The following is a 24,261-nucleotide window of genomic DNA, read 5'->3' as shown; positions in this document are numbered from 1 at the left end:
GTGGCAAGACAATGCAGGAAAGTCCAGTCTGCCGTGTTGATGCAGTCATTTTTTGTCGTTCACCTCTGAACGCACTTGCCGACGCTTGAGCCCTTTTGCCAATTGACTGGCCCGCGCAATCGCCGGTCTGATCCCTCGCACAAGGCTGCGCCTGAGGATTGGACAGTGACGGAGGCCCCATCTGAAAACTGGATACTGGCAACAGATTTATCTTTGCTGCCTGATGATCCTCGTCAAACAAGAGGTTGATGACGCATTGTTGCGGAAGTCGGCATGAGGAGATGATGGCCCTTTCCCAGCTGGGGTCAGGCCACGCGTTCGATCTCGGCGGTGCCGAGGGCGTTGAAGCGGCTCATGAGCGCCATGTGGATATGGATCTCGGCTGTCTGGCGTTCGGGGTCCCTCGCGGCGATCCGCTCGCCGAAGGATTTGAGGTGCTTCATCCGGACCTCGACTCGGCTGCGGACATGGTGGCCGGACCACCTTTTCCCGATCGTCCGACCGAGGGGCCGGGTTGCCGCCGGGATGTCGTTGCGGGGTGAGGCAGTGCCCGCCATTGGTCCGAGGACAATGGCGAGCGTGGCGGGGCAATCCTCTTTCCAGAGGCGGCCGTTTCTACGCATGAGAGCGAGGGCATGACTGCCACCGGTCCGCATGAATGCCCGAGCCACCGCGCGCGCGGATCGCCGAAATGGCAACGGCGGGTGTCGAAGGCGCCATCACCGGTAACGGTGCCGACTTCCTGGTCGTTCGGGATATGGACCAGAAGATCAGGGAGCACGGGTCTGTCGCCCTCGTAGGCAGGGGTGAGGATGCCGCTGGTCACCGTGTCCATCACCAGCCTCTCTTGTTCATCGGGCTTGCGCGGCCGCGCCGGGGCCACGGCCCCTACTCACCCTAAGACCTTGATCCCGGCGCCATCCACCAGCAGGTTTAAGGGGCCCGGAGCCCGGCGCGACGAAAGCAGGACCGCGCTTGTCTTCCGGCGGCGGCAGAGTGTGGAGAAGTCCGGGACCGGCCAGTCCAGACCAGCCATCTCGGGGAGGCGGCGACCATTCCGGTCGCTTGCGAAAACTGCAGGCCGAAGAGCACATTGATCGTCAAACAGAACCGGATGGCGGCGTCGGAGAAGACCGGTGGACGGCCGGGCTCGACTGCCTTCGGCGCAAGCCAGTCCATGTCACGGTCCAGCCAGAAGAGCAGAGATCCGCGTCGTTCTAGGATTTCCAGTTGGTCGTACGGTCGAGGGCGGGGTCGGACTTGCTCATGGCAGGCTCTCAACCACCAGATTCACGCCGTGAACCTCGGAAGCTGATGGGCCCTGAAACAATGCAATCAGGGATGAAAAAAATTTGCCGGGCATGAAGGCCACGCCCGGCGGTCTTGTCAACGAGCCAACGGTGACATGGAAAAGCCAGTTGGATAGTAGGCAATATCCCTGATCAGCATATCACCCGAGTGGCCCCTCCCATCGTCGCTGTTATACTGATCGGACGTATAATTATTCGGCGCTTTCACTGCGACGTTTGCGATCGGATAGAGCTCAAGCCGGGTTTTCATATCCTGATGGCGGGCATGAAGGACATGGCATCCGACTTCGACATCGTCGAAGAAGAAAGTAACCTCGGATTTCAGCGGGTCGTTCGCGTCATATACGACGGCACATGCCCAGGTGTGATAGCCTTCGTTCAACGCGGTCGTTCCAGGCAGCCACTGGTTCACTTCAATCTCGTTGCCAAAAGACCCGACACGGGTATTGGAGCCAGCGTCGCCGTAATGCTGTGCAAAGGTCGTGGTGTAGGGAGTATCTGCACTACCCCATGACTGGTTGAATTTCTCCAGAATGTCGATTTCCGGGGGCCATTGCGTCCAGCTGCCTCTTGCGCCGCTTGCGCCACGTCCCACAAGCCAGAAAGCAGGCCAGGAATATCGACGGATCGGGATCTTGGCTTCCATCCTCCAGACCCCTTCGGCGCCACAGACTTCATCCATGGTCTGACCTTGAATAATCGCAGCCTGATGACGGAACAGGCGACTGTCGAATTCGGCCCGGGCGCTTTCGGGAAAAGCAAGCGTATGCAGCCGCAGTGCGTTTTCTGTTGCGTCATGCGTGATAGGGGACTGCGCAAACCCGGGAAACTTTTCCTCGCTCATATAGAGGCCGGTTTCCTGGTTGCCGTCCTGTACATAGCCATGTGATAGGCGCGAACGCCATGCCGGACGGCCATCGCTGTCGAAACCGGAATCCGAGAATGCCACGGCCGAGGGATCGAATCTGTTTTTCCGCTGTGCATTCTCCAGAACCAGCTTGCGCAACGGGCGGTGAAACTGCTCTGGCATTTCAGGATGCTGTGCATCGCTGGCAAAGACGACGTCGACAAAATCGCCCTTCTGGCTGTCACCCAAACCCTTAACGCGAATTTCAAGACGGAAACTTTTCCCCGGGCCATAGGTGGATCGGGTTACGACCTTGACATAATGTGTCAGGTCATCACCGGGTGACCACCGATAAACCTCATAGAGACCTTCGAAATTCTTGGCTTGGTCAGCCGCATTTCCCACATTGATGCCACCGCCACTCACGTTTACCAGACGGTTTATGTAGCAATAAAAAGATTCACGGGCCGTATGATCGACGCTGATCGGCACATAGATTTCGCGCTGACCGGCGGGAACCTGGATCTGGCGGGGAATGGTGATCTTGCTGCGGCCCAGTGTCTTCCAAACCGGGTCTATGACAACGGGGGGCTGGGGCAACTCGGGTGTCAGGACATTTCCGCCGTCCAACTTGTCCAGCCGGGCAATGATCCCCGCAAGCTGTGAGTTGAACCCCTCGAAAATCGGATCAAGATCGGGATCATAGGCCATATTGCATGTCTCCTGGTAAGAGTTCCAGCCTCGCTAAAGGTCGGCAAACCGGCCTTGCTGTGCTTCGGAGGTGAAATAGGTGTCAGGGTCGGAACGGACGGCGTCGAAGAAACCGGATCTTTCGATCAGACCGGAAAATCTCCCGGTCTGGCGGTTTCAAGGGTGGGTAGTCGGGTCTTCATGCTGTTTCGGGTCATGCGCCGGCAATCATCGATCGGCACAATGCAAATTATGAAGAACTGGTTAATCGCCTGAGAATGCGCCGAACGTTGCTCGGACCGGGCCAAAGCAACGGAAACGCAACTCAAAGGAGACAAAACCAGGCTCGACACTCCCTCGCGGTTCAGCAGTTCACGCTTCCTTGTCGCCAGTTTGAAAAACTTGGCCTATTCGGCTGTTTTCGCCTGCGCTGGAATTGTCTATTCAGGGGCAATGTTTCCCGGATGCCTGTCACAAGATCTGCATCCAAATCTTCTGTCGCGATTGTTCTGTTGGAGAGTTGTTTTTTGCGTGTGACCTATCTTGCCCATGATCTTGATGATCCTTCCATCTGGCGACGGGTCAGGATGATGCGACAAGGCGGCGCACAGGTTCAGGTGGCAGGCTTTCGGCGGGGCAATGGCCCCTTGCCGGAACCGGCGATCGTGTTGGGATACACGGCCAACGGTCGCATGATCCAGCGGGTCCGCGCGATCGCTGCGGCCTGGCCCCGGATCGCGCGCATGATCCCTGCGCAGGACGGTCCCGAGGTGATCCTGGCACGCAACCTTGAAGTGCTGGTCTTGGGTGCGCGCCTGGCACGTGCGCGGGGCGGGCGGTTGGTCTACGAATTGCTGGACATCCATGCGATGATGCTGGGACAGGGACTTGCCGCGCGAACCCTGCGCCGTGTCGAGGCAGGGCTGATGCGACGTTCCAGCCTTGTCGTCCTGTCATCGCCCGCCTTCGAAACCAGCTATCTGCGCCAATTCGACCAGCCTGCCATTCCGACCCTGCTGGTCGAAAACAAGCCCTTCGCGCGTCCCGGTGCGGCGGCGCCCGCATCTGCCGCACCCGAAGGGGTCGAAAACGGCGGCCCGCTGATCATCGGCTGGTTCGGGATGCTGCGTTGCCGGTGGTCGCTTGGGGTGCTGGACCAGGTATCGCGCGCGCGGCCGGGAAAATTCAGGGTGATCCTGCGCGGGCGTCCGGCGTTGGATGTCATGCAGGATTTCCACGCGGTGGTGGAAGCAAACCCGGACCTGTCCTTCATGGGCCCTTATGACTGGCCGGACGACCTGCCCGACATCTATGGACAGATCGACGTGGCCTGGTTGATCGACCGTTATCAGGCCGGGCAGAATTCCGACTGGCTGCTGCCCAACCGCCTCTATGAAGGATGCCTGAACGGCGCTGTCCCAGTGGTGCTGGAGGGAACCGAGGTCGCGCGGCGGGTATCGGCATGGGATTGCGGCTTTGTCGTTTCCAATCCGGACGCCGATGCGGTGGCCGACACCCTGTCCACGTTGACGCCCGCCATGCTTGCGAAGCGGCGCAGGGCGGTTGCCGATCTTCCGCGCGCCGCGCTGGAGATGGACGAGACCGAATGCCTTCTCCTGACGGCAGCCATTTGCGGCACGGGGCAGACAGCACCCCATGCCCCTGTCGCGACATGAGGTTCGACATGCCCACATCCCCCGCCCCCCATGTGCTGATCGTCATTCCGGCCCTGAACGAGGCCCGTCATATCGACGGCGTGCTGTCTTTTGCCTCGGCCTTTGCGGCGCGGGTCGATGGGCTGGTGGTCGTGGCCGATGGCGGCTCGCATGACGAAACCTGCGACATCGTGCGGCGCCGCGCCGTCGAAAATCCGCGGATTCGGCTGATCGACAACCCGGCTCGGCTGCAGTCGGCCGGCGTGAACCTGGCCGTGGAACAGTTCGGCGAGGGTGCCGAATGGCTGCTGCGGCTTGATGCGCACAGCGACTATCCCTCCGATTACGGCGATGTCCTGCTGGCCGAGGCACAACGACAGAACGCGGACAGCGTGGTTGTCGCCATGCATGCCGAAGGGCAGGGATTCCTGCAGCAGGTCATCGCCGAGGCGCAGAATTCGCGTTTGGGCAATGGCGGATCGGCCCACCGGCTGGCGGGTGGCGGTGCGTGGGTCGACCACGGCCACCATGCGCTGATGCGGCTTGACGCCTTTCGCACGGTCGGAGGCTATGACGCGGGCTTCAGCCATAACGAGGATGCCGAGCTTGACCACAGGCTGCGCGCCGCCGGTCATCGGATCTGGCTGACGGGCCGCACCAGGCTGACCTATTTCCCCCGCGCCCGCATCGATGCCCTGATGCGGCAATATTACAATTTCGGCCGTGGCCGCGCCCGCAACCTGCTAAAGAACCGGACCCGCCCCGCAACCCGCCAGGCCATCGTGGCGATGCTGGCACCGGCGGCGGCGCTGGTGTTGCTAGCGCCCTTGCACGCGATCTTTGCCCTTCCGCTGATCCTTTGGCTGCTGGCCTGCCTGGCCGGCGGCGTCATGATCGCCCTGCAGACCGGCCGTCCGCGCGGGCTGTTCGCGGGCCTGGTCGCGGGCACCATGCACATGGCCTGGTCTGCGGGGTTTTGGCGACAATGGCTGGCGCGCAGACCCGCCGCCTTGGGCCGAGGTGCCGCATGAACGCCCCCGTTTTTCAAGACCGGGTGCTGATCGGCATCTGCACTTTCCGCCGCCCCGAGCTGGAGGCGACACTGGCATCGCTGGAAAAGCTGACGCCCTGTGGCCTGCCGGTCGCGGTGGCCGTCGCCGACAACGATGCCCTTCCCTCGGCACAGGACCTGGTCCAGGCGATTGCAGCGGATCATTCCCTGCCGGTCACCTATCTTCATGCCCCACAGGCCAATATCTCGATCGCGCGCAATGCGCTGCTGGATCATGCACGGGCCACGGGTGCTCGGCTGCTGGTCTATCTGGACGATGACGAAACGGTCGAACCCGACTGGCTGAAGCATCTGGTGCAGGCACAACGGAACAGTGATGCGGGTGCGGTGCTTGGGCCTGTTTGCGCCCATTACCTGCCTGATGCCCCCGGCTGGATGAACCGCGCACGGGCACATGACACGTTGCCGGTCTTTGGCGGGGATGGCGCGATCACCAGCGGCTATACCTGCAATGTCCTTGTCGACCTAACGGATCCTGCAGCGGCGGACCTGCGGTTCGATCCGGTCCGGGGTCGCTCGGGCGGGGAAGACAGTGCCTTTTTTGCCGATTTTCTGACCGCAGGCGGGCAGATTGCCTTTGCGCCCGACGCCCTGGTGCATGAAACCGTCCCCTCGGACCGGGCGCGTCTTGTGTGGCTGTTGCGGCGTCGCTATCGGATGGGTCAAACCCATGCCAGCCTGATTGCCCGTGGCCGTTCGCGGGTCGGGCGCGTCAAGGCAGCCGGGGTCGCGATGGCCAAGGCCCTGGCCTGCGGCGGAATGGCCCTGATCGGCGTCGCAAGCCCGGCCTGGCGCAATCGCCAGCTGATGCGCGGCGCGCTTCATCTCGGGGCAGTTGCCCAACTTGGCGGTGCACGCCAGATCGAAATTTATGGAACGGCGCCGGATGGGTCAAACCCCGATCCCCGTTCGGGACGCAAGGAAAACTGATGGCACGTGAACTCAAGCCCTATGATGGCATCAAGGCCTATGCCGAGGCTCCGGTCGCGCCTGCCCAGACCATCGATCTGCGCAGGCTGATGGTGGCGCTTCGGCGTCAGCGCATGATCATCGTGCTGCCCGCCGTGCTGCTGGGGGCGTTGGGCCTCACCTATGCCATGGCCAAGCCCGAGACGTTCCGCACCTATTCCAGCCTGCTGCTGGACAGCAACGTCAACCGGTCCGTCCAGCAGGTCGGCGGCATCGGCACCGTTGCCCTGCCTGCCGAACGGATCGAAAACGCCCGCGTCATTCTGGAATCCGACAAGCTGGCGGGCGACGTGCTGGACAGGACCGGATTGCAGGACAATCCGTCCTTCATGAACCCGCCGCGTTCGGCCTTCACCTCGGCGATCGGTCAGGCCATCTCGACCGTGCTGCTGCCGGTGACTTGGGTCCGCAACCAGATCACCATGCTGATCAGCCCGGCTGAAGTCGGGGAATTGTCCGGCGGGATGGGCACCGTGGGTGCGTCCGAACCGGCGATGGAGCAGCTGGATCCCGCTCGTCGCCTGGCGATGTTGCGGTTGCGGGGCGGAATACGCGTGGACCGGATCGGGCAAAGCTCGGCCGTGGCCATCACCTATGCCTCGCATGACCCGGCCATCGCGGCTGCGGTCGCCAATGCCTATGCCGATCTTTATGTGCAGGATATCATGGCCGCCAATGCGGATTCCGTGGGCCAGACCAATGCCTGGATGCGCACCCGCCTTGACGAATTGCAGGCACAGGCGCAGGCCGCCGCCGACGAGGCCGAGCAATTCGCCGCGGAAAACAACCTTGTCGAATTCTCCTCGGGCGGACTGTTGACCGAACAGGCGCTGAACGAACTGAATTCCAGCCTCACCCAGGTTTTGACCGAAGCCGCACGGGCACGCGCCGTTCTGGACACCTATGAGCGTGCGATCGCGGGTGGGGTCGAAGGGCTGACCAACACCAACAGTTCGCTGGCGATCGGCGGTGACATATCGGAGGATTTGCGGTCGCGGCTGGATTCCTACAACAGCATTCAGGCCCGCCTGCAGCGGCTTCTGGCCAACTCGGGACCAGATCACCCGCAGGTCCCGGGCCTCCAGCAGACGCTCAACACGACGGCCGAACGGCTGTTCCTCGAACTGCAATCCAAGCGGGCCGAAGCGCAAAGCACGCTGGACGTCGCCAATGCCCGCGTCGAGGCGCTGCAGCAAAGCGTTCAGCAGGCCTCTGCGCGCAACAGCGACCAGGCGGCGAATTTCGTCCGGCTGCAGGCCCTGCAGGAAAAGGCCTCGACCCTGTCGGACATCTATCAGCAGACGCTGACACGGTCACAGGAGATCGAACAGCAGCAATCCTTCCCGGTGTCGAACGTGCGGATCCTGTCCTATGCGCAGGTGCCGGCCTCGCCTTCGGGTCCTGCGGTTCTGCGCACGGCGCTGGCGGCAACGCTGCTGGGGCTGTTCATGGGCATGGCCGTGGCGGCCCTGCGCGAATGGCGTGAACGGTCCCTGCGGACGGCCGCGGATGTCACCGATTATTCAGGATTGCGGTTTCTGGGGCACTTGCCGATTTTGCCAGCTGTCCGCCGCCCGCGCGCGCCAAGCGCGGCACCGGCCGCGACGCCGGTTCCGGCCGGCACATCCGGGGGCCAAACCCTGCCCGTGCCATCCAAGGCCCGCCCGCCCGTCATTCAGGTTCCGGTTCCGGTTCTGCACTATCCGGATTCCGTCTATGCCGAGACGTTGCGCCATGTCCGCCTGGCCGGCGAAGCGGCTGGACGAACCCTGCCCGTGACGGGGGTCACCTCGTTCCATCCCTTCGAGGGGCGGTCTTCCGTGGCCTTCAACCTGGCAGGTCAACTGGGCATCGGGATGCAGTCCGTTCTGCTGATCGATGCCGACAGCCGTGGCCGGACACTCAGCCGGATGCTGGGCCTGGACGGCAAGCCGGGTCTGACGGATGCCGTGGCGGGGCGCGGAAGCTGGCAGGACATGCTGGTTGCCATCGCCGACACCAATCTGGTCGTGCTTCCCTGCGGTCAGGATCGTGGCGGCCCCTCGGACGATCTGATCACCGGCCAGTTGCTGTCCCAGATCACGACCGAAGCCCGTGACAGCGATTTCAACCGGATCATCGTGGATGTTCCGCCGCTTTATCCCGTCGCCCAGGGCCGTGCGATCCTGCACGAATTGGCACAGTTCGTGATCGTAGGGGAATGGGGCAAGACCTCACGGGCGATGGCGGAAACCGCCTTGGCCGAAGACCATCTGCTGGAGGCGCGCTGCCTTGGCGTGGTCTATGACCGCGTCAACATGAGAAAACTGAAATCCTTCCTGCTGCCCGGGGAAATGGAAAATTATCTGGGCGGACCAAAATCTTACATGTCGCTCAGTCGCCGCAAGGCAAGGAAGTAACGTTTTTTTAATCATTGCCGCTCATTTTTCTGTCAGTCATGCTATAGCAAGGTGAACTGATGAAAGATGCGGTATGTTTGTCGTCCGTTACCTGATGGCTGCTTTGGCAACGATCCTGGGTGCCCTGGTCGGGGGCGCGGCCATGGGTTTTTCGCTGTGGCAAAGCATAGGCATGGCATTTCTGGCCATGATTTTCCTGCAGGTTCTGATATTGGGCTATGTCGTCGCAGCGGCTATCCGCATCACCCATGCATCGCGGGAGGCCCCGCCTAGACATGCCCGGTCGAGGGATTCGCGACAGTCTCGCGATCAGCTTTTCAGTCTGCCCAAATAATCTTCACCCTGCAGTCCCTTGCCGAACCGGCCTTCCGAGGGGACGACGCGGCCCGCATCCATCACATAGACCTTGTCCGCCGCACGGCTGATGGCCGGCCTGTGTGTGATGGCCAAAACGGTCACGCGGCCGCGCAGGCCGGCAATGGCACGGATCAGGCTTTCCTCGTTTTCCCAGTCCAGCGCGCTTGTGGCCTCGTCCAGGATCAGGATGTCGGGATCGCGCAGCAGCGCCCGCGCCACCGCGATCCGCTGACGTTCGCCCCCGGACAGAAGTGCGCCGCGGTCACCGATCATCGTGTCCAGACCCGCGGGCAGGTTGCGCACGAAGCCCGCCGCCGACAGGTCCAGCACCTCGAGAATGCGTTCGTCGGGGATATCCTCACCTGTGGCCAGCGCCAGGTTGTCGCGGATGCTGCCGTTGATCATGAACGGCTCTTGCGCGACATACCCGGTCCGATCCCGCCAGCTGCGCAGCTGGTCATGGCGCAGCGGCACGCCATCCACCAGCACTGCGCCCTGCTGAGGCTCCAGAAGACCCATCACGATATCGGCGACGGTGCTTTTGCCCGCCCCCGACGGCCCGACCAGAACGGTCAGTTGTCCGGCGGCAAGGGTCAGCGAACAGTCGCTGACCGCCTCTCGGGTCTCATCGGGGAAACGCCAGCTGACGCCTTCCAACCGGATGTCGCGCTTCGGTGCGGGGGCGGCAACGGCTCCCTGCATCGCGGGATCCTGCTGATCCTCCAGTTCCGATTGCAGGCGGGTGATGGCCCCCCACGCTGGCAGATCGACCATCAGCTGCTGCAACGATCCTTGCATTCCCATGAAACGCGGCGCGGTGCGCATGAACAGCAGCAGCAGGATCACGATCCGCGCGACATCCATCTGCGCCCAGTTCAGCGCCACCCAGATGAACAGCGCGGCCCCGCTGACCACGGCGAACTGGAACAACCCGGACCCGATGGTCGATTGCCGGATGAATTCGCGCGCATCCGCCTTGGTCTGGCCCAGGATCGAGGAGAACAGCTGCAGATAGCGCCCCTCCAGGTTCATGCTGCGGGCCATCTTCAGGCTGCCCACGAATTCCGACACGGCCGCAAGCTGGCGTTCGCGGCGGGCCTGCAGCCGGTCGCCATAATGGCGCGCCAGCCGCCGGAACGGCCGCATCAGGGCCAAGGCCACAAAGCCGAATCCATAGGACAGCAGCGTCATCGGAACCGAGATCGCCAGGCTGAGGGCGAAATACAGGCATAGCCCAACGAAATTCTGCAGGATCGACAGGATCAGGTAGGCCGCAAGATACAGCCGCTCGATCTCTCCGGTCAGGGCATGTTCGATCCGGGTGCGGGGGATGCGGGCGACATGCGCCCAACGGGCCTGCGCCACACTGCGAAACAGCGAAATTCGGAAATGGTTGGCGAAATCATGGATCAGGTCGGACAGATAGACTGACTTGCTGCGGTTGAAGATCGTCTGCAACGCGGTCAGCACGATAATCAGCACCAGCAGCGCCGCCAGGGGGATCATCGCCGGCAGCAGATCCGAGCCGGGGAAATCCATGCCAGACAGGTCGATGGTCGTGCCCTGCGACCCGACCAACTGCAGGACGGGCAGGAAGGTGATGATGGCCGCCCCTTCGCTGAGGGTTCCCAGCACCAGCAGCGCCAGGGCGATCCACAGCCGCCGACCCTCCAGGTTGCGCATGGCGCGCCACATGGATGACAGCTGTCCACCCGATCCCAACAGCTTGTTGCCCGATTTGGGCGGCGCTGCGGAGGTCAGAGGCTCGGTCGTGTCACGGGGCATCTCAGTCATCGGCAAGATCGCGTTCGATCGCGGCGCGGATGTCGTCGGCGCGGTCCAGCCCGTCAGCCAGCAGCAGGCGCCGGGGCGGGCATTGCCGCGTCACCTGCGCCGCACCGCGAAAATGTTCGGCCGCCGCTGCGCCCTGCAGCAGTGCCTGTCCGAAACGGACGCCATAGGAAAAGCGCAGAACCGCGGAGAGCGCCTCGGATGCGGGGATGGGCACGACGCTGGTCGGCTGTCCCGCGGGCGCGCGTTCCAGCAGATACAACCGCGATGCGGGTGCGGGTGCCGGGGCCAGGCGGCCGTGATCCAGCATCGCACGCGCCTTGTCGATCCCCTCATGGACATGGCCGCGCAGGGTGGATCCCTGGGGCAGCAGCGATGACGCTTCGGCCGACAGCTTGACCTGCGCGAAACCGGGCAGCATCAGCCCGTCCTGGTTCAGCGCGACCAGATCATCGGCCAGAAGCTGCGCCCCGTTGCGCAGAAGATTGGTGGCGGTGGTGGATTTCCCGACGCCCTTGTCGGCCAGAAACGCGATCCCATGACCTTTGTGAACGACGGCGCTGGCATGCAGGACGAAAAGCCCGTGACGGCGCAGCGCCTCGAACAGCACCGGTCCCAGCAGCGGAAAGGCCAGCAGATCGTCCGAGACATCCGCATTGCGCTCGATCCCGATCTGGCGCCCATCGGCGGAAATCGAAAACGCGCCGACCGCAGGCCACCAGAAACGGCTGCCCTCGGGGGCAAAGTGACATTCGGGCCTCGGGCCACGGGCAATATCGGGCTGCGGCGCCTCGACGATGTGCAGATCAACCGCACCACCCTCGGCGCGGGGGCTCAGCTCGGGCAGGATCACGTCCGAAGCCACCGCAAGGCCATAGGTGGTATAGGCATGGGCAGAGGCAGGGCGCGGGGCCAGGGCAGCAACGGTCATCAAACACTCGCAAACATCAAAGAGGAACGTGGAACGGTCATATCTCGGGTCGCGCTGCGGTCAAGCCAAGCGGCAAGGCACAGCGCGCGCCACAGCCGGAATGCCGTCTGCGGTTCGGGTTCGGAAGAGTTTTTCAGCTTTTCGACATCTGCACGCAGGGTCGCAGGATTGACCCAGCCTTGCAATGGGCCGGGATCGGCGCCAAGGGCCGCGAAACGTCCGCCGGGATCACGCCGCAGTGCGGACCAGAAGCCGCCGATGAAATTGGCCTTGTCCCGCCGCAGTCGGATCGATTCCGGCAACAGGCCGCGGGTTGCCTCGCGCAGCAGGGCGCGGGGTCGGCCATGGGCGATCCTGGCAGCCGAGGGCTGCCATGCGCAGAGTTCGGCCACACGGTGATCATAGAAGGGATAGCGCGCTTCGATGCCTTCGGCCCGTGCGGCCGCGCCCAAGGTGTCGAAGGCCACGGCCGAGATCGGGCCTGCCATGGCCTCGGCATGCAGCGTCACACTTGCTGGCAGATCGCGGTTGCGCGGATCGGGGGCGTTCAGGTCGCGCAGCCGCTCCGCCAACCGCGTGTCGCGCAGAAGATCCCGATCGACAAGGCTGGACCATTGACCGGGAACCATCGTGTCGCTGTCCAGAAAGCCAAGAATGCCCCGGCCCAAGCGGCCAAAGCCGCGCCTGCCCCTGGCTGCCAGCAACGTGGCGACCGCCTCGGCCACGGGTGTGCCGGTGAAGCGTGCATGTTGCATGGCAAGCCGCAGGGCCTGCGGCCATTGCCGCCCCTTGGCCAGCAGCATGATGTCGTGCACCGTGCCGCCGATCACCTCGTCACCGCCATGCCCGTCCAAAATCGCGGTGCAGCCCAACTCGCGCGCCGCATGATACAGTCGATGATTGCGGTCCAGCCCCGGTGCGAAGACCGGCTGATCATGACAGTCGATCAGCGCATCCAAATCGAACAGCTCGTCATCGGACGTTTCGCCAGCAAGGGTCACCGGCATCAGCCGACCATCCGCCGCCTGCAGCACGTCATGGATGTAATTGCCCTCATCCATCCTGGGATCCTGATAGCGGAGCGACAGGGCGGGGCGCGCGCGGTCATACTCTTCAACCGACATCAGCGCCAAGGTGCTGGAATCCAACCCGCCGCTAAGCGTGGTGGCGGTAGGCCCTGCGGCGCAGGCTTGGGCGGTTGCATGGGTCAGGGCCGCGCGCAATTCCGCGGCCGCATCCTTGACCTCAGGCGGGGCGGACGCCTGCAATCGGTACCAGCTCCGCAGGACAGGATTGCCTGAGAGTTCCATCGTCATCAGGTGGCCGGGCGGCAGGCGGCGAATGCCGGCCCAGGCCGTGGCGCCGATGTCGGGCGTATGTCCCGACAGGAAACCCGCCACCCAAACAGGATCAATCTCGGGCTGGGCATCCAACCCCGCGCGGACGCAGGACAGTTCGCTGGCAAGAACCGCGCCATGGGGCGTCATGGCATAGGCCAGCGGGCGGATACCGAAACGATCGCGCACGACAGTCAGCCGTCGGGACCGTCGATCCCACAGGGCAAAGGCAAAAGCGCCATTCAGGTGATGGGGCGCATTGTCCCCCCATCGCAACCAGGCCGCCAGAACAAGGTCGGCGCTGCTGGTGTCTGGGCCCGCTCCCAATGCATGTCGCAGTTCGGGAAGATCGGTCAGGGCCAGGTCTCCGACCAGGCTCAGCGGACCCGATGTTCTAACCTCCGTGCCGTCGGTCTGCCACAGGCGGATACCCGCGTCATCGCGGCGGGTGGGATGGGTACGGGCGCGCTGCGCCAGATCAGCCTCGATGCGTCCAGCCGCCGGGCACGCGCGCTGATCCTGGTCCAGCAGAACGGCAAAACGGCTCATGTTGTCGGAGCGTGGGCTGCAGAAGGGGCCGGCAGGGTGAAATCATGAAGAGGACGATGACGGGCATAGTCCGTGGCCGTACCGCCCAGGACAATCGTTTCACCGGCGATCAGCCAAGCATGGGGTGCCAGTTTGCCGACCGTATCAGCCTGATGGGGAACGGAAAGCCGGATCGTCGAGGCATACCCGCGCCGTGCCAGCAGAAGCTGACCCGCGCTGGCCTGCGTCAGGCAGGTCGCGCCGGGCACCAGCCGCGCCGCATTGCGCACGGACCATGCAATCTCGGCCAGATCGGCACGGGGCGCTTGAGCCAGGGCTGGTTCATGCGGCAGTGAGTGAGATTCGATCAGACGGCGCAAGGCATGGTGTCTGCCCCTTACCAGATGCATTCGCACCCGTAGGATCGCACCAAGCGCCTGCACGAGCAAAGCGGCCTCGCGTCTGCTCGGCCGCCTGATGCCTTGCGGGCGCTTCATCTCATACCACCTGGATCAAGCCGTGTTGCAGCATGTCTTTCAGAAGATCCTGAATGTCGCCACGGCATTCCTCGGGGGCGACCTCATATTCGGCTGAAACGGCCTGGGTCAGGTCATCCAGCGACGCGGGATTGGACATCTGGTCCCAAATGGACGTCCCAACCTCATCTAGGCTAAAATAAGTATTTGATTTCAAATCAAGAATGGCAACGCCATCTTCGACCGGGCAGGAAACGCAATCAGGCGAAACGACATAGGTCATAACAAAACAACTCAACTACCGGTTTGCAGGTCGATCCTGAAGAAAGCCTGGGTACAACGCGCCCGTCAAAACATTTTCGGCGCAGGTGCGCCCTTTCCGCGTGGAAAAGGCGACTTGTGCGGCAGTTATCTGCCGCACAAGTCCTGATATCAGGAGAAGGTCAAATCGCCAAACGGCGTACCCGTGGGGAACGTGTTGTCCAGACGGCTGCCGCTGCTGCTGCCGTGGGTCACTGCTTCCAACTTGCCTTGAACCTGAAGGGTCGGACGAACGTACGCTTTACTCATATTAATCACCTTACAAATTTACGCAGAGTTTTCTGCTTCTCGAATTGTTCGATATCGCTCGTTTTGTACAACCTATACAAAAAGACAATCGCTATACGAACGTACAAAAAAGCCCGTCCAGTCAGACGTTTAAGTCCATACATTATGTCCGTCTTTTTTCGCGACCCTTGTTAACCATGATTTAACGATTGCTAAAATTTTAACGAACTGGTGTAGATCGCTCCTCAATACGACCACAACGGCGCGCTTGCGCCTAGATGATCAAAATAGTAAAAATTTTTTCGTGTTACCAAGGGGTTAGCGGTATGATCAGAACGTCTTTTGCTCAGCGATACCTTGTGTCGAACGGACAGTCGAGCATCGCAGCAAATACGTCCCTTGGAGGCCTCAGGGCCGATTCGTCCGCGGATCCGGACGCCCCCGTCGGTGGCATGGCCAAGCGTGGCCTGGACATCACGCTGGCTCTGGCCGGAATCCTGATGCTGCTGCCGCTCATCCTCGGCCTGGTCATCCTTCTCAAACTGACGGACTCGGGACCGCTCCTTTACGGTCACCGCCGCATCGGATTTGGCGGGCGCGAGTTCCGCTGCTGGAAGTTCCGGACCATGGTCGTCAATGGCGACGAGGTTCTCGAGCAGCATCTGCGCAAGAACCCCTCTCAGGCGGCGATGTGGAAGGAACAGCGCAAACTGGTCGACGACCCCCGCGTCACCCGCTTTGGTGCCGTCCTGCGCAAGCTGAGCCTGGACGAACTGCCGCAGTTGTTGAACGTCCTGACCGGCGACATGAGCCTTGTCGGCCCGCGCCCGGTTGTTAAGGCTGAGTTGGATCATTACGCCAGCTCGACGCGTCATTACTTGGCGGCCCGCCCCGGCCTCTCCGGTCTCTGGCAGATCAGCGGACGCAGCAACACGACCTATTTCGAGCGTGTGCAGATGGACCGCTTCTACGTCATGAACTGGACGCCGTGGATGGATCTGCGGATCATTTTCATGACCATCCCCGCCGTGGCCATGTCGCGCGGCGCCCATTGACCCCAAGGTTTAATCCGCATGGACTCTGGGTGGTCAATTCACAAGACCTGAGGGTACTTTCCCTATATCTCCGACCGAGGGATTTCCGCGTTTAGACAGGCCGCAGATCAGTGCGGCCTTCGTTAATTTTCAGGGTTGGACATAGCTGGGATGCTCCTGACAATGCAGGCGTTTTTCTGTCGCTGAACGTATGAAGAATTGATTTTTTCAAGACTTTCGGTCGAACAGATCGCAGCATGAACCTCATCTTTTTGCCCTTGCAGCGCATCAGAGGAGATCCTGCCGCCAATCAAATTCACCGGCCGGGCCATAGAATGAACCCGGAGTTGCGCGGCCGAAAGACCAGGCGCAAAGTGGATCAGCACTGGCCGCAATCCGGATCAAAAGGCGCCTCAGCGCCACATTGGCTGATGGATTGCAATCAGACAACTTCACCATCAGCCATCGGCTGAGCGTGTTTGAAGGTATAGATGAAACGTCTCTGTTTGTCCGCCTTTGATCCGACGCAGGTAGACCCGGCAAGCCCAGCAGGGCGCCAAACTGACGGTTCAGATCATTGGCCGGAAAGGGTCGACCATTTCAAACCGCGCAGCTGAAGTGACATCAAAAGCCATTCCGCGTTGGTGTTCGCGAAGAAGGTCGAAAGACATCGTCACATGCCGGACAGCCCTCTGTGGGTCATGGCCTCTTGGAGAGCTTCAGGGACCGGACGCACGATCGGCTTGCGATAAAAAAGCGACCCATCCCTTGAAACCTGCTTTATTGCCAGCCGACAGCAACGCCAAAAAACGGCTTTGCGCTGCCCGACTGCGAACGGCAATGACCCCGCGCCGGACAGTGTGACGATTGACAGGCGTCCAGCCGTTTCTGGCTGGAAATCCCGCAAATGTTGCTATTCACTGACTGTTTTGGTGGTCCATTCCGCGATGAGACTGAACAAAGCGGTCAAGTGCCTCCTGACTGCGTTCGGTTACTCTGGTGATAACGGCGTCGTCAGACAAATGCGGTTCGGCATGGGCGGCGATCTGGCCAAGTTTCGCGGCGGTTCTATTCATGACGAACTTGTCGATGGGCGAAAGCATCCGACTTTTGAACAGCGCGCGGGATCTTGCGCCTTTGCCTTCCAATCCCGTCATGCTGGTATAGCTCTCAAGCAAGGAAGACGACATGGCATCAACGGGCTTGAGATCCAATTCCACCGAGCGCGCCCAATCCTCCCATTTGTACCGATGGCTCGGGTGCGTCGGCGTGACAGGAATGAAGGGCGTTCTCAGGGCATCCGCGACGATCGCGCCATGCATTGCTTCGGTCACAAGCACACTGGCACCCCGAATCTTGGCAATAAGATCCATTGGGTCAGCGCGCGGATCAAGATAGGTGATGCCCGCCATTTCGCAGACCTGCTGCCAATTGCCTCGTGCGACGCTGTCGAAATGCGGCATGAAAGCCGGACCCGATTGCAGTGAAGGCGCAGGCAAGTCGATTGCCCTCAGCAATACTGCGGCGTCCGTAATCGCCAAGGACGCATCCAAGCCCAGCTTTTCAGCCGTCAGAGGTCCCCGAACCCATGCGACCTGCCAGGTCCCATCCTTGACGTCGGGTGCGGATGTATATCCGCCATATCCTGACCCGATGACATGCTTTTTGGCTTGGACGGGATAACAATCCCAAATGATCGAGCCGATTCCGATAAAGAGTTCATCGGAATCGCCATCCAGAAAGCCGGATGGCAACAGTTTGTCCCACATGAACGCATTCAGTTCATCGCCGAAATTGGGTTCGGGTCCCCGATAGAAAGTCAGCTTCATGCGGAAAATATCCTAACGTGGATTGCAGATCTTGGCAGGAGTAGATGGTTGTGCATCAGTGCGCGAACCGAAAAAGGACGGAATGTGGGGTGCCCTACCATGGATTGTCCGGCAAGGTAAAATCGCGCCGCAGATCACGGGTAACGCGACGATATCGCAGCATGTTGCGGATGAACCGGCGCGGATGGGCCACAAGATCCCTCCGCGGTGTCATCAACGCTGTCAGTTGGCCACTGCCGCTGGTCGATTGGGGATTCCCGATGCGATAGACCGCCCCCGGGAATGGCAGGTTCAGCAAGTCGGACCCCTGGTCGGCCAAGTCGTGATGAATGAAGATATGGCTGCCCAAACGCCGTTTGACGGCTGCAATGTCCAGATGGCCGTCCTTTGCAACGAACGATCCCAGCAGGTCGCGGCGGATGATGTGGGACGTCCCGCACATCTGATGGAACTGCGGCTGCGCAAAGCACCACGCGCCTCCGTCCCAAACATAGCCTTTGTCAATGTTCCAGCCCGTGACATTCCGGCGCTTGGCTACAAACTCGGCCAACCCGCAATGCACGAAATCATCGAAATCGACGACCATGACATGACTGCTGTCGTCTATGCCTGCCAGACCCGCATGGATGCGCAGACCCTTGTCATGACGGACGGCGTCGTAATACGCTTCGAGATGGATGTCCCGGTCGGGCATGTCAGGCAGCGGCAGATCAACAGTAATCAACCGGCAACTGGGGGGCATGTCGGGCAGCGCAGCCCCGGCATTGGCCACGACCACGCATTCCCAGTCGGTCGACGTCTGGGCGGCGATCGAGATCAGGGTCTGGCGCAGATATCCCTGAAGGGCATCCCAATCCTTGACCGAACCGGGATGGCGGACGGGTACCACGAAGACCAAAGGCGCGCTCATGCGGGGATCGCTTTCATCGGAGGAAAATTCTTCATCGTTTACGCAGGGTCGTGCGAAGCGCCTGCAATCGCCGCCCCGCCACGATCAGCAGGGTCGCCCCGTAGGTCACCGCTCCGGCCACGATCTGCACTGCCAATGTCAGGGCCGTCCCATGTTCCATCCAGAACCCCAGAGCCATTACGACCACCGCCATGACCAAGCTGCCCAGAAGGGGCGGCAAAAATTGCGCCAGATATCGAAGAAGTGACAGATCGATTATGCGGCCCACGGAAGTGGCGACGAAGGGCCAGACAAGCCATGTCTTGATGGCAATTCCGACCACCACCGCAGTGATACCGAAGGGGAACAGGACAAGAACCACCAAAGCCGTCAAAACTTGTTGGAAGACCTGGTACCACATCCACCAATCCGCGCGACCTTTGGCCCTGATCAGCGCCGCCTGCAGGATGCCGATGCAGCTGAGGAGACCTATGGCGCAGAAGGCCTGCAGGGCGGGGATGGCCGCCAGCCACTGGTCGCCGAAAACCAGCGGCACGACTTGGTTCGCGACCAAAGCAAAACCGATGAAGATGGGAAAAGAAAGCGCGGACGATAGGAACGTTGTCGCCAGATACGTCTCGCGCAGCTTCTCGGGTTCCGCCTGCATCGACGAGAGCAGCGGATAGGACACGGCCGCCAGCGCGCCGGTCAGCACGTCGTTCAGCATCTGGAAGATGCGACGTGCGAAGTAGAAAAGGCCAAGCGCGGTCGATCCCATGAATGCCCCGATCAGCAACTGGTCGACGTTGATTGTCGTGATCAGGCGACTGCCTGAAGCGAAGCCTCCAAAGCGGGACAGGTCGCGCAGCGCCTGGCGGTCGACCCCCCATGTGGGCCGCCAGGAAACCGAAAGCCAACTGACGGCGCAGACCACCAAAGCCCCGATCAACTGTGACATGACCAGTGCCCAGAACCCGTATCCCATCCACAGGACCAGCAGACAGGCAACCAACGATACGACCGAAGAGATCAGGGTACGAAGCGCCAGTTGGCGGAATTCCATCTTGCGGCTCAGCAGCGAGGTGGGGACAACAGCCGCCAGGTCCATGATCAGACGCAGCCCGATCACCGGCATCAGGACGGCCAACATCGGATCGTCGAGTAGGATCGACAAGGGGCCTGCCGAAACGACTGCCAGCACATAGAGTACCACGCCCCACAAAAGACAGAGCCAGAAGGTCGCGTTCAGATGAGGCGAGCCGAGCTCGGATCTCTGCACCAGCGCATCGCCGAAACCAGCGGGTGAGAACGCCCCGATGGCGCCGACAATCGCGACGGCGAAAGCGACAAAGCCGAATTCCTCGGGGCTAATGACGCGCGAGACAACAAGAAAGACGATCAATCCCGATGCCGCCGGCAAGAGTGCATTCACGCCCGACCACAGCACACCCGTATAGGCCCGTCGCGCACGCCCGGTTTGATGATGAGACAGATCGTCCTGGAGAGGTTTGGTCATTCTGAGTGCTTCCGCTTGCCCGTGCCGATGACGGGCGGCACATCACCACACGAGGATTAACCTGTCCAATCACGAAGGGGCCGCATATGCAATATTGGTGCCGACAAAACCAAGTGGAATATTCTGCTGGCGAGGCCCATGTGCAGGACGGTTGCCCGATCGGCAGTCTTTTGATGTCTCAGCCCGTCTATCCTGATGAGAGGTGGTTCGGCAAATCTGAACAGCCGGGATAAGTGGATTTTCCGCGCAACGGCAGCATGATGCTGCGAGCGAGGAGAAGACCATGACAAGACGCGCGCGCCGGAACCACAGCCCGGCATTCAAGGCGAAAGTGGCTGTAGCTGCGATCGAGGGCGAGAAGACGCTGATCGAGCTGGCGCAGGATTTTGATGTTCACCCGAACCAGATCAAGCAGTGTCGCGATCAGCTGCTTGACGGCGCGACCGGGGTGTTCGGCGCAGCCGCGAAAGCTGAGCTTGAGCCGATCGTCGATGTGAAGACCCTGCATGCAAAGTCGGAGAGCTGACGCTGGAGAACGATTTTTTGTCCGGCGCGCTCGAAAACGCGGGCCTGTTACCGAGCGCAAGAAATTGATCGATCCCTCGGCCAAGCTGAGCGTCAGCCGACAGGCCATCGTGTTGGGGATGAGCCGGGGCAGCGTCTACTACAAGGCCGCCCCGTGTCGGATGCCGATCTGAAGCTGATGCACCGCATCGACAAGCTGCACATGGAGCTCCCGTTCGCGGGCATCCATGCTGATCTTGATCTCGCTTGCGGCCAGCACCTTGATGAAGTCAGTGGACGTGAACTGGCTGACCCTTGCTCAAAATGAGCCCAAGGGCCGGCCGATGAAGATCAGGTATGACTTCCACGGGAGTGGCGGCTTTGGTCCACAAGGCAGACTTTGACCTGCCGATCTCGCTGCGCCGAGGACGAACGTCCAGTTTCGGGAAGCTGCAAGGCAGCATCAGTTTTGCATCGAGCGGCCGCTTTGGTGAAGGTTTTCTGATGCGGGTTGCGGCGTAACGGTGGAGGTGATGTGCGACCACGACCCGCGTTGGAAAACCTCCCAAGGAGGAAGCCGCGGGGGACTTGGATCATCCTATGGGGAAAGTGCGCAAACGGTCGGAGCAACGGCTTCGTCAGAAGTGCGGCTCAAGGTGCGCATGGCGTCTGAGACGAGCGCAAACTTGTTCGATGATCCCCACAAAGCTGCTCGTTCTGGCGTGATGGCTAGCGTTTGTAGCGCCGAAGATGGACAGGCACAGCCTGTTCGGGCCGAGCCTGCTGGGGGCAGCCGGTGGCGTTGTCTGGCATCTGACAGGCAGTGTGTCATGCTACCTGCTCCCTCGGAGTTGCGCGCGACATCGGTTTTTGTCCGCGTTGGAAGATCTCGATGACGCGCATGGGACCGCCGCAAAAGGGGCATGGTTCGCGCATGGTGAGTGGGATGATCTCGGCTTCGGGTCCTGACACGGTGGTTTGTTCTGGGCGCCGGACACACAGCAAGGCACGGATCTTCGTGATGTTGGCTTGGCGGGCCGAGCTGGCCAGCAGGCCGTAGTGCAGGATGCGGTGGAAGCCATCGGGCAGGACGTGGATTAGGAAGCGGCGGATGAACTCGGGCGTGGCCAGCCGCATGACCTTTTGCCGGTTGCCAGATTTAATGTGATAGTCTTTCCATCGGAAGGCGACGGTTTGGGCATTGGCGCTGACCAAGCGGTGGTTCGAGATCGCGACCCTGTGGGTGTATCTGCTGAGGTAGGCCAGCACGGCCACGGGTCCGCCGAAGGGCGGTTTGGCATAGACCTCCCATTCGGATTTGCGGAACGGGGCGAGCCAGGCGCTGAAGGTGTCCGCGCTTTCCAGCTCGGCCAGATGGTTGAAAAAGACGAGCTGACCGGCCCGGTGCAGAACCATCAGCCCGTTCAGAAACAGGCGCCGGAACAGCCGCGACAGAACCCGCACATGCAGAAAGAACCCCGGCTTGCAGGTGAGCGACCTCGTGCCATCGGGCGACAGGCCGCCGCCCGGAACGGACATATGGATGTGGGGATGATGGGTCAGCGCCGATCCCCAAGTGTGAAGCACACTAGTCATGCCGATACGGGCGCCAAGGCGCTTGTTCGACATCACCACCCATCTCCTGCTGCCCTACATCTTGGCATCGCAGGCCCAGAAACATGTCACCCATAATGAGGCCCTGCGCCTGCTGTACGCCATGGTCCAGCTCTCGGTGCGCGATCGCGGTCGAACGGCACCCCCGCCCGCGCCTGCCAATGGCGATCGCCATATCGTCGCCTCGGGCGCCACTGACCTATGGACAGGCTGGGACTTAAACATCGCGCTTTGCACTGATGGCATCTGGACGCGCCTGGTCCCGCGGCCGGGCTGGCTGGCCTGGGTTGTGGATGAGGCCGCATTCGTCGTCTGGACCGGCAGTAGCTGGGATCTGGTCGCTGGCGCGTCACATTTGTCAGATGCTGAGTTCATCCCCGTCAATGACGCAGACCATACCAAGCTGGCGATGTTATCCCTATCGGGCAACAGCATCGGGACTACGCGGACGTTCAGCCTGCCAAACACCTCCTCTGAGCTGGCAATCTTGGCGGGCACCCAGACCTTCACCGGCAACAAGACCTTTTCCGGCACCTTCATCGTGTCCGCCGCGGCAGCCACGATCGGCACAGCCACCGACACCCCCGACCTACAAGACCTAGCACTGGCCGGCTTATAATGAAGCGCTCAAGCGCCGTGGCTCGCTGATGATATGGTTCGATCCTGTGATGAGCTGGGTTGGCATGCCGGCAGGCAGGCGCGGCCGCCAGCAGACTTACAGCGACGGCGCCATCCAGACCTGTCTGTCGCTGAATGTTTTGTTTGGCATGGCGCTTCGGCGGATCGAGCCATGAAAACCCCACTGGTGCGAGTGACCATAGCGAGGCGGGTTCGTCGAGAGACTGCTGCGACTGGTTGGCCTCGACTGGACGGTGCCTGACTTCAGCACACTCAGCCGCCGCCAGAAGACACGAGCGGTCAACATCTTCTACCGTGGGTCGGAAGGGCCCGCTGCACCTGCTTATCGACAGCACGGACATCAAGGTCGAGAGCGAAGATGGGTGGCACGCCGCAAGCATGGTGGCCCCAAGCGGCGGGTCTGGCGCAAGCTCCATCTCGGGACTGACGAACAAAACCTTGAAGTCCGCGCCGTCGAGCCCACCGTAAGCCACATCGGTGATGCGCCAGTGCTGCCCGATCTACTGAACCAGATCCGGGCGGATGAGGTGATCGCCAGCGTCGCTGCAGACGGAGCTTGCGACCTACGAAAATGCCATAATGCCATCGCTGACTGAACCGGGCCGGGTTTTCCGGAGGCTGATCGGGATTGGTTGCGCGGCCATGTCTTCAGCTTCCAGGGCGGCGTAGAAGTTTGCCTCCGCTTCGGCCGGCGGGATGTTCCCGATCGGCTCGAGCAGGCGGCGGTTGTTGAACCAGTCCACCCATTCGAGAGTGGCATATTCGACAGCCTCGAAGTTGCGCCACGGCCCACGACGGGAGATGACCTCGGCCTTGAACAGGCCATTGATCGTCTCCGCCAAGGCATGTCGTAGCTATCGCCGACACTGCCGACGGAAGGTTCGATGCCGGCCTCGCCCAGCCTCTCGGTGTATTTGATCGACAGGTGTTGCGACCCGCGGTCGGAATGGTGGACGAGTCCCGCGCCCTTGGCTGGGCGGCGATCGTGAACAGCCTGTTCGAGGGCATCGAGAACGAAGCCTGCGTGGGCTGTTTGGCTCGCCCGCCAGCCGACGATCTTGCGGGCATGGGCATCGATGAATGAGGAGGGTCAGAAAACAGTCCAGCGGACTGTTTTCCCGACGAATGGCGACATACACAAACCCCTTCCAGGTGGCGACGCAAGTGAAGTCGTCGTCCATTGGGCTTGATACCAATGGCGCCACAATGGACGACCCCAGAGCAACTTCGGCGCAGGCACGCGGAACTGCCGGTTCACCTTGTCCAGCGGGCACGAGGCCTTTGTGTCGGAGAAGGTCGTCTTGTGCGGTTTGCCCCGGATGATG

At 61.6% G+C, this 24,261-nt stretch carries 16 protein-coding genes and 5 pseudogenes; 9 read left to right on the top strand and 12 right to left on the bottom strand.

Annotation, left to right across the window (positions count from 1 at the left end; all coding sequences use genetic code 11):
• Window positions 1-305: 305 nt before the first annotated feature.
• Together IE00_RS15410 and IE00_RS15405 are read right to left on the bottom strand one after the other, a co-directional pair.
• Window positions 306-1,268 (bottom strand): annotated as a pseudogene (locus IE00_RS15410) (IS5 family transposase).
• Between the two features lie 118 nt (window positions 1,269-1,386).
• Entirely contained in the window at window positions 1,387-2,868 is a 1,482-nt protein-coding gene (locus IE00_RS15405; protein ID WP_072298083.1) for a hypothetical protein, read from the bottom strand.
• A 671-nt stretch (window positions 2,869-3,539) separates the two neighbouring features.
• Between IE00_RS15405 and IE00_RS15400 the strand changes: the two genes are divergently transcribed.
• Genes IE00_RS15400 through IE00_RS15385 form a run of 4 tightly spaced genes read left to right on the top strand, consistent with a single transcriptional unit; the run spans window position 3,540 to window position 8,942 of the window.
• Window positions 3,540-4,523 carry a glycosyltransferase family 4 protein gene (locus tag IE00_RS15400; protein WP_139291478.1) on the top strand — a complete coding sequence of 328 codons (984 nt, stop codon included), beginning with the start codon at window positions 3,540-3,542 and terminating at the stop codon, window positions 4,521-4,523.
• Between the two features lie 8 nt (window positions 4,524-4,531).
• Entirely contained in the window at window positions 4,532-5,533 is a 1,002-nt protein-coding gene (locus IE00_RS15395) for a glycosyltransferase family 2 protein (RefSeq protein ID WP_072298082.1), read from the top strand.
• Entirely contained in the window at window positions 5,530-6,504 is a 975-nt protein-coding gene (locus tag IE00_RS15390; protein ID WP_072298081.1) for a glycosyltransferase, read from the top strand. Before IE00_RS15395 ends, IE00_RS15390 begins: the two co-directional genes overlap by 4 nt.
• Window positions 6,504-8,942, top strand: coding sequence for a GNVR domain-containing protein (locus IE00_RS15385; protein ID WP_072298080.1), 2,439 nt, complete (start codon window positions 6,504-6,506; stop codon window positions 8,940-8,942). Before IE00_RS15390 ends, IE00_RS15385 begins: the two co-directional genes overlap by 1 nt.
• A 309-nt stretch (window positions 8,943-9,251) precedes the next feature.
• On the opposite strand, the gene IE00_RS15375 is transcribed toward IE00_RS15385, so the two are convergent.
• Genes IE00_RS15375 through IE00_RS15355 form a run of 5 tightly spaced genes read right to left on the bottom strand, consistent with a single transcriptional unit; the run spans window position 9,252 to window position 14,645 of the window.
• Window positions 9,252-11,093 (bottom strand): ABC transporter ATP-binding protein, encoded by a 1,842-nt coding sequence (locus tag IE00_RS15375; RefSeq protein ID WP_083554451.1) that lies wholly within the window; start codon window positions 11,091-11,093, stop codon window positions 9,252-9,254.
• On the bottom strand, window positions 11,086-12,021 hold the full coding sequence (locus tag IE00_RS15370) for a hypothetical protein (RefSeq protein WP_072298078.1): 936 nt from the start codon (window positions 12,019-12,021) through the stop codon (window positions 11,086-11,088). Before IE00_RS15370 ends, IE00_RS15375 begins: the two co-directional genes overlap by 8 nt.
• Entirely contained in the window at window positions 12,021-13,907 is a 1,887-nt protein-coding gene (locus IE00_RS15365; protein WP_072298077.1) for an asparagine synthetase B, read from the bottom strand. The genes IE00_RS15370 and IE00_RS15365 overlap by 1 nt, the downstream gene beginning before the upstream one ends.
• On the bottom strand, window positions 13,904-14,383 hold the full coding sequence (locus IE00_RS15360) for a lasso peptide biosynthesis B2 protein (RefSeq protein WP_072298076.1): 480 nt from the start codon (window positions 14,381-14,383) through the stop codon (window positions 13,904-13,906). The genes IE00_RS15365 and IE00_RS15360 overlap by 4 nt, the downstream gene beginning before the upstream one ends.
• Window position 14,384: 1 nt before the next feature.
• Window positions 14,385-14,645 (bottom strand): PqqD family protein, encoded by a 261-nt coding sequence (locus IE00_RS15355; RefSeq protein WP_072298075.1) that lies wholly within the window; start codon window positions 14,643-14,645, stop codon window positions 14,385-14,387.
• Between the two features lie 718 nt (window positions 14,646-15,363).
• On the opposite strand from IE00_RS15355, the gene IE00_RS15350 reads away from it, so the two are divergent.
• Window positions 15,364-15,966 carry a sugar transferase gene (locus IE00_RS15350; RefSeq protein ID WP_205949688.1) on the top strand — a complete coding sequence of 201 codons (603 nt, stop codon included), beginning with the start codon at window positions 15,364-15,366 and terminating at the stop codon, window positions 15,964-15,966.
• Window positions 15,967-16,862: 896 nt separating this feature from the next.
• Here IE00_RS15350 and IE00_RS15345 read toward each other — a convergent pair.
• From IE00_RS15345 to IE00_RS15335, 3 genes are all read right to left on the bottom strand, one after another.
• Window positions 16,863-17,774, bottom strand: coding sequence for a polysaccharide pyruvyl transferase family protein (locus tag IE00_RS15345; protein ID WP_072298074.1), 912 nt, complete (start codon window positions 17,772-17,774; stop codon window positions 16,863-16,865).
• Window positions 17,775-17,868: 94 nt separating this feature from the next.
• Complete coding sequence (locus IE00_RS15340; RefSeq protein ID WP_072298073.1) at window positions 17,869-18,684, bottom strand: hypothetical protein; 816 nt, start codon at window positions 18,682-18,684, stop codon at window positions 17,869-17,871.
• A 31-nt stretch (window positions 18,685-18,715) separates the two neighbouring features.
• A complete protein-coding gene (locus tag IE00_RS15335) occupies window positions 18,716-20,179 on the bottom strand; it encodes a lipopolysaccharide biosynthesis protein (protein ID WP_072298072.1) in 1,464 nt (487 codons plus the stop codon).
• A gap of 283 nt (window positions 20,180-20,462) precedes the next feature.
• Here IE00_RS15335 and IE00_RS19830 point away from each other — a divergent pair.
• Window positions 20,463-20,927: pseudogene (locus tag IE00_RS19830) on the top strand (transposase); the annotation flags it as partial.
• Window positions 20,928-21,511: 584 nt separating this feature from the next.
• Here the strand turns inward: IE00_RS19830 and IE00_RS15325 are convergent.
• A pseudogene (locus tag IE00_RS15325) lies at window positions 21,512-22,303 on the bottom strand (transposase); the annotation flags it as partial.
• A 7-nt stretch (window positions 22,304-22,310) separates the two neighbouring features.
• On the opposite strand from IE00_RS15325, the gene IE00_RS20925 reads away from it, so the two are divergent.
• The 3 genes and pseudogenes from IE00_RS20925 to IE00_RS20915 all read left to right on the top strand — a co-directional run bounded on the left by IE00_RS20925 (window position 22,311) and on the right by IE00_RS20915 (window position 23,532).
• Window positions 22,311-22,916, top strand: a complete 606-nt coding sequence (locus IE00_RS20925; RefSeq protein ID WP_371328449.1) for a DUF2793 domain-containing protein — start codon at window positions 22,311-22,313, stop codon at window positions 22,914-22,916.
• A gap of 22 nt (window positions 22,917-22,938) precedes the next feature.
• Window positions 22,939-23,235, top strand: a pseudogene (locus IE00_RS20920) (transposase); the annotation flags it as partial.
• A gap of 63 nt (window positions 23,236-23,298) precedes the next feature.
• Window positions 23,299-23,532 (top strand): transposase, encoded by a 234-nt coding sequence (locus IE00_RS20915; RefSeq protein WP_170864172.1) that lies wholly within the window; start codon window positions 23,299-23,301, stop codon window positions 23,530-23,532.
• Here IE00_RS20915 and IE00_RS15305 read toward each other — a convergent pair.
• A pseudogene (locus IE00_RS15305) lies at window positions 23,500-24,261 on the bottom strand (DDE-type integrase/transposase/recombinase); the annotation flags it as partial. The gene IE00_RS20915 and the pseudogene IE00_RS15305 overlap by 33 nt on opposite strands.

This window comes from Paracoccus sp. SM22M-07 (genome assembly GCF_001887735.1).
GTDB lineage: Bacteria > Pseudomonadota > Alphaproteobacteria > Rhodobacterales > Rhodobacteraceae > Paracoccus.
This window is presented reverse-complemented; position numbering and strand designations above follow the sequence as displayed.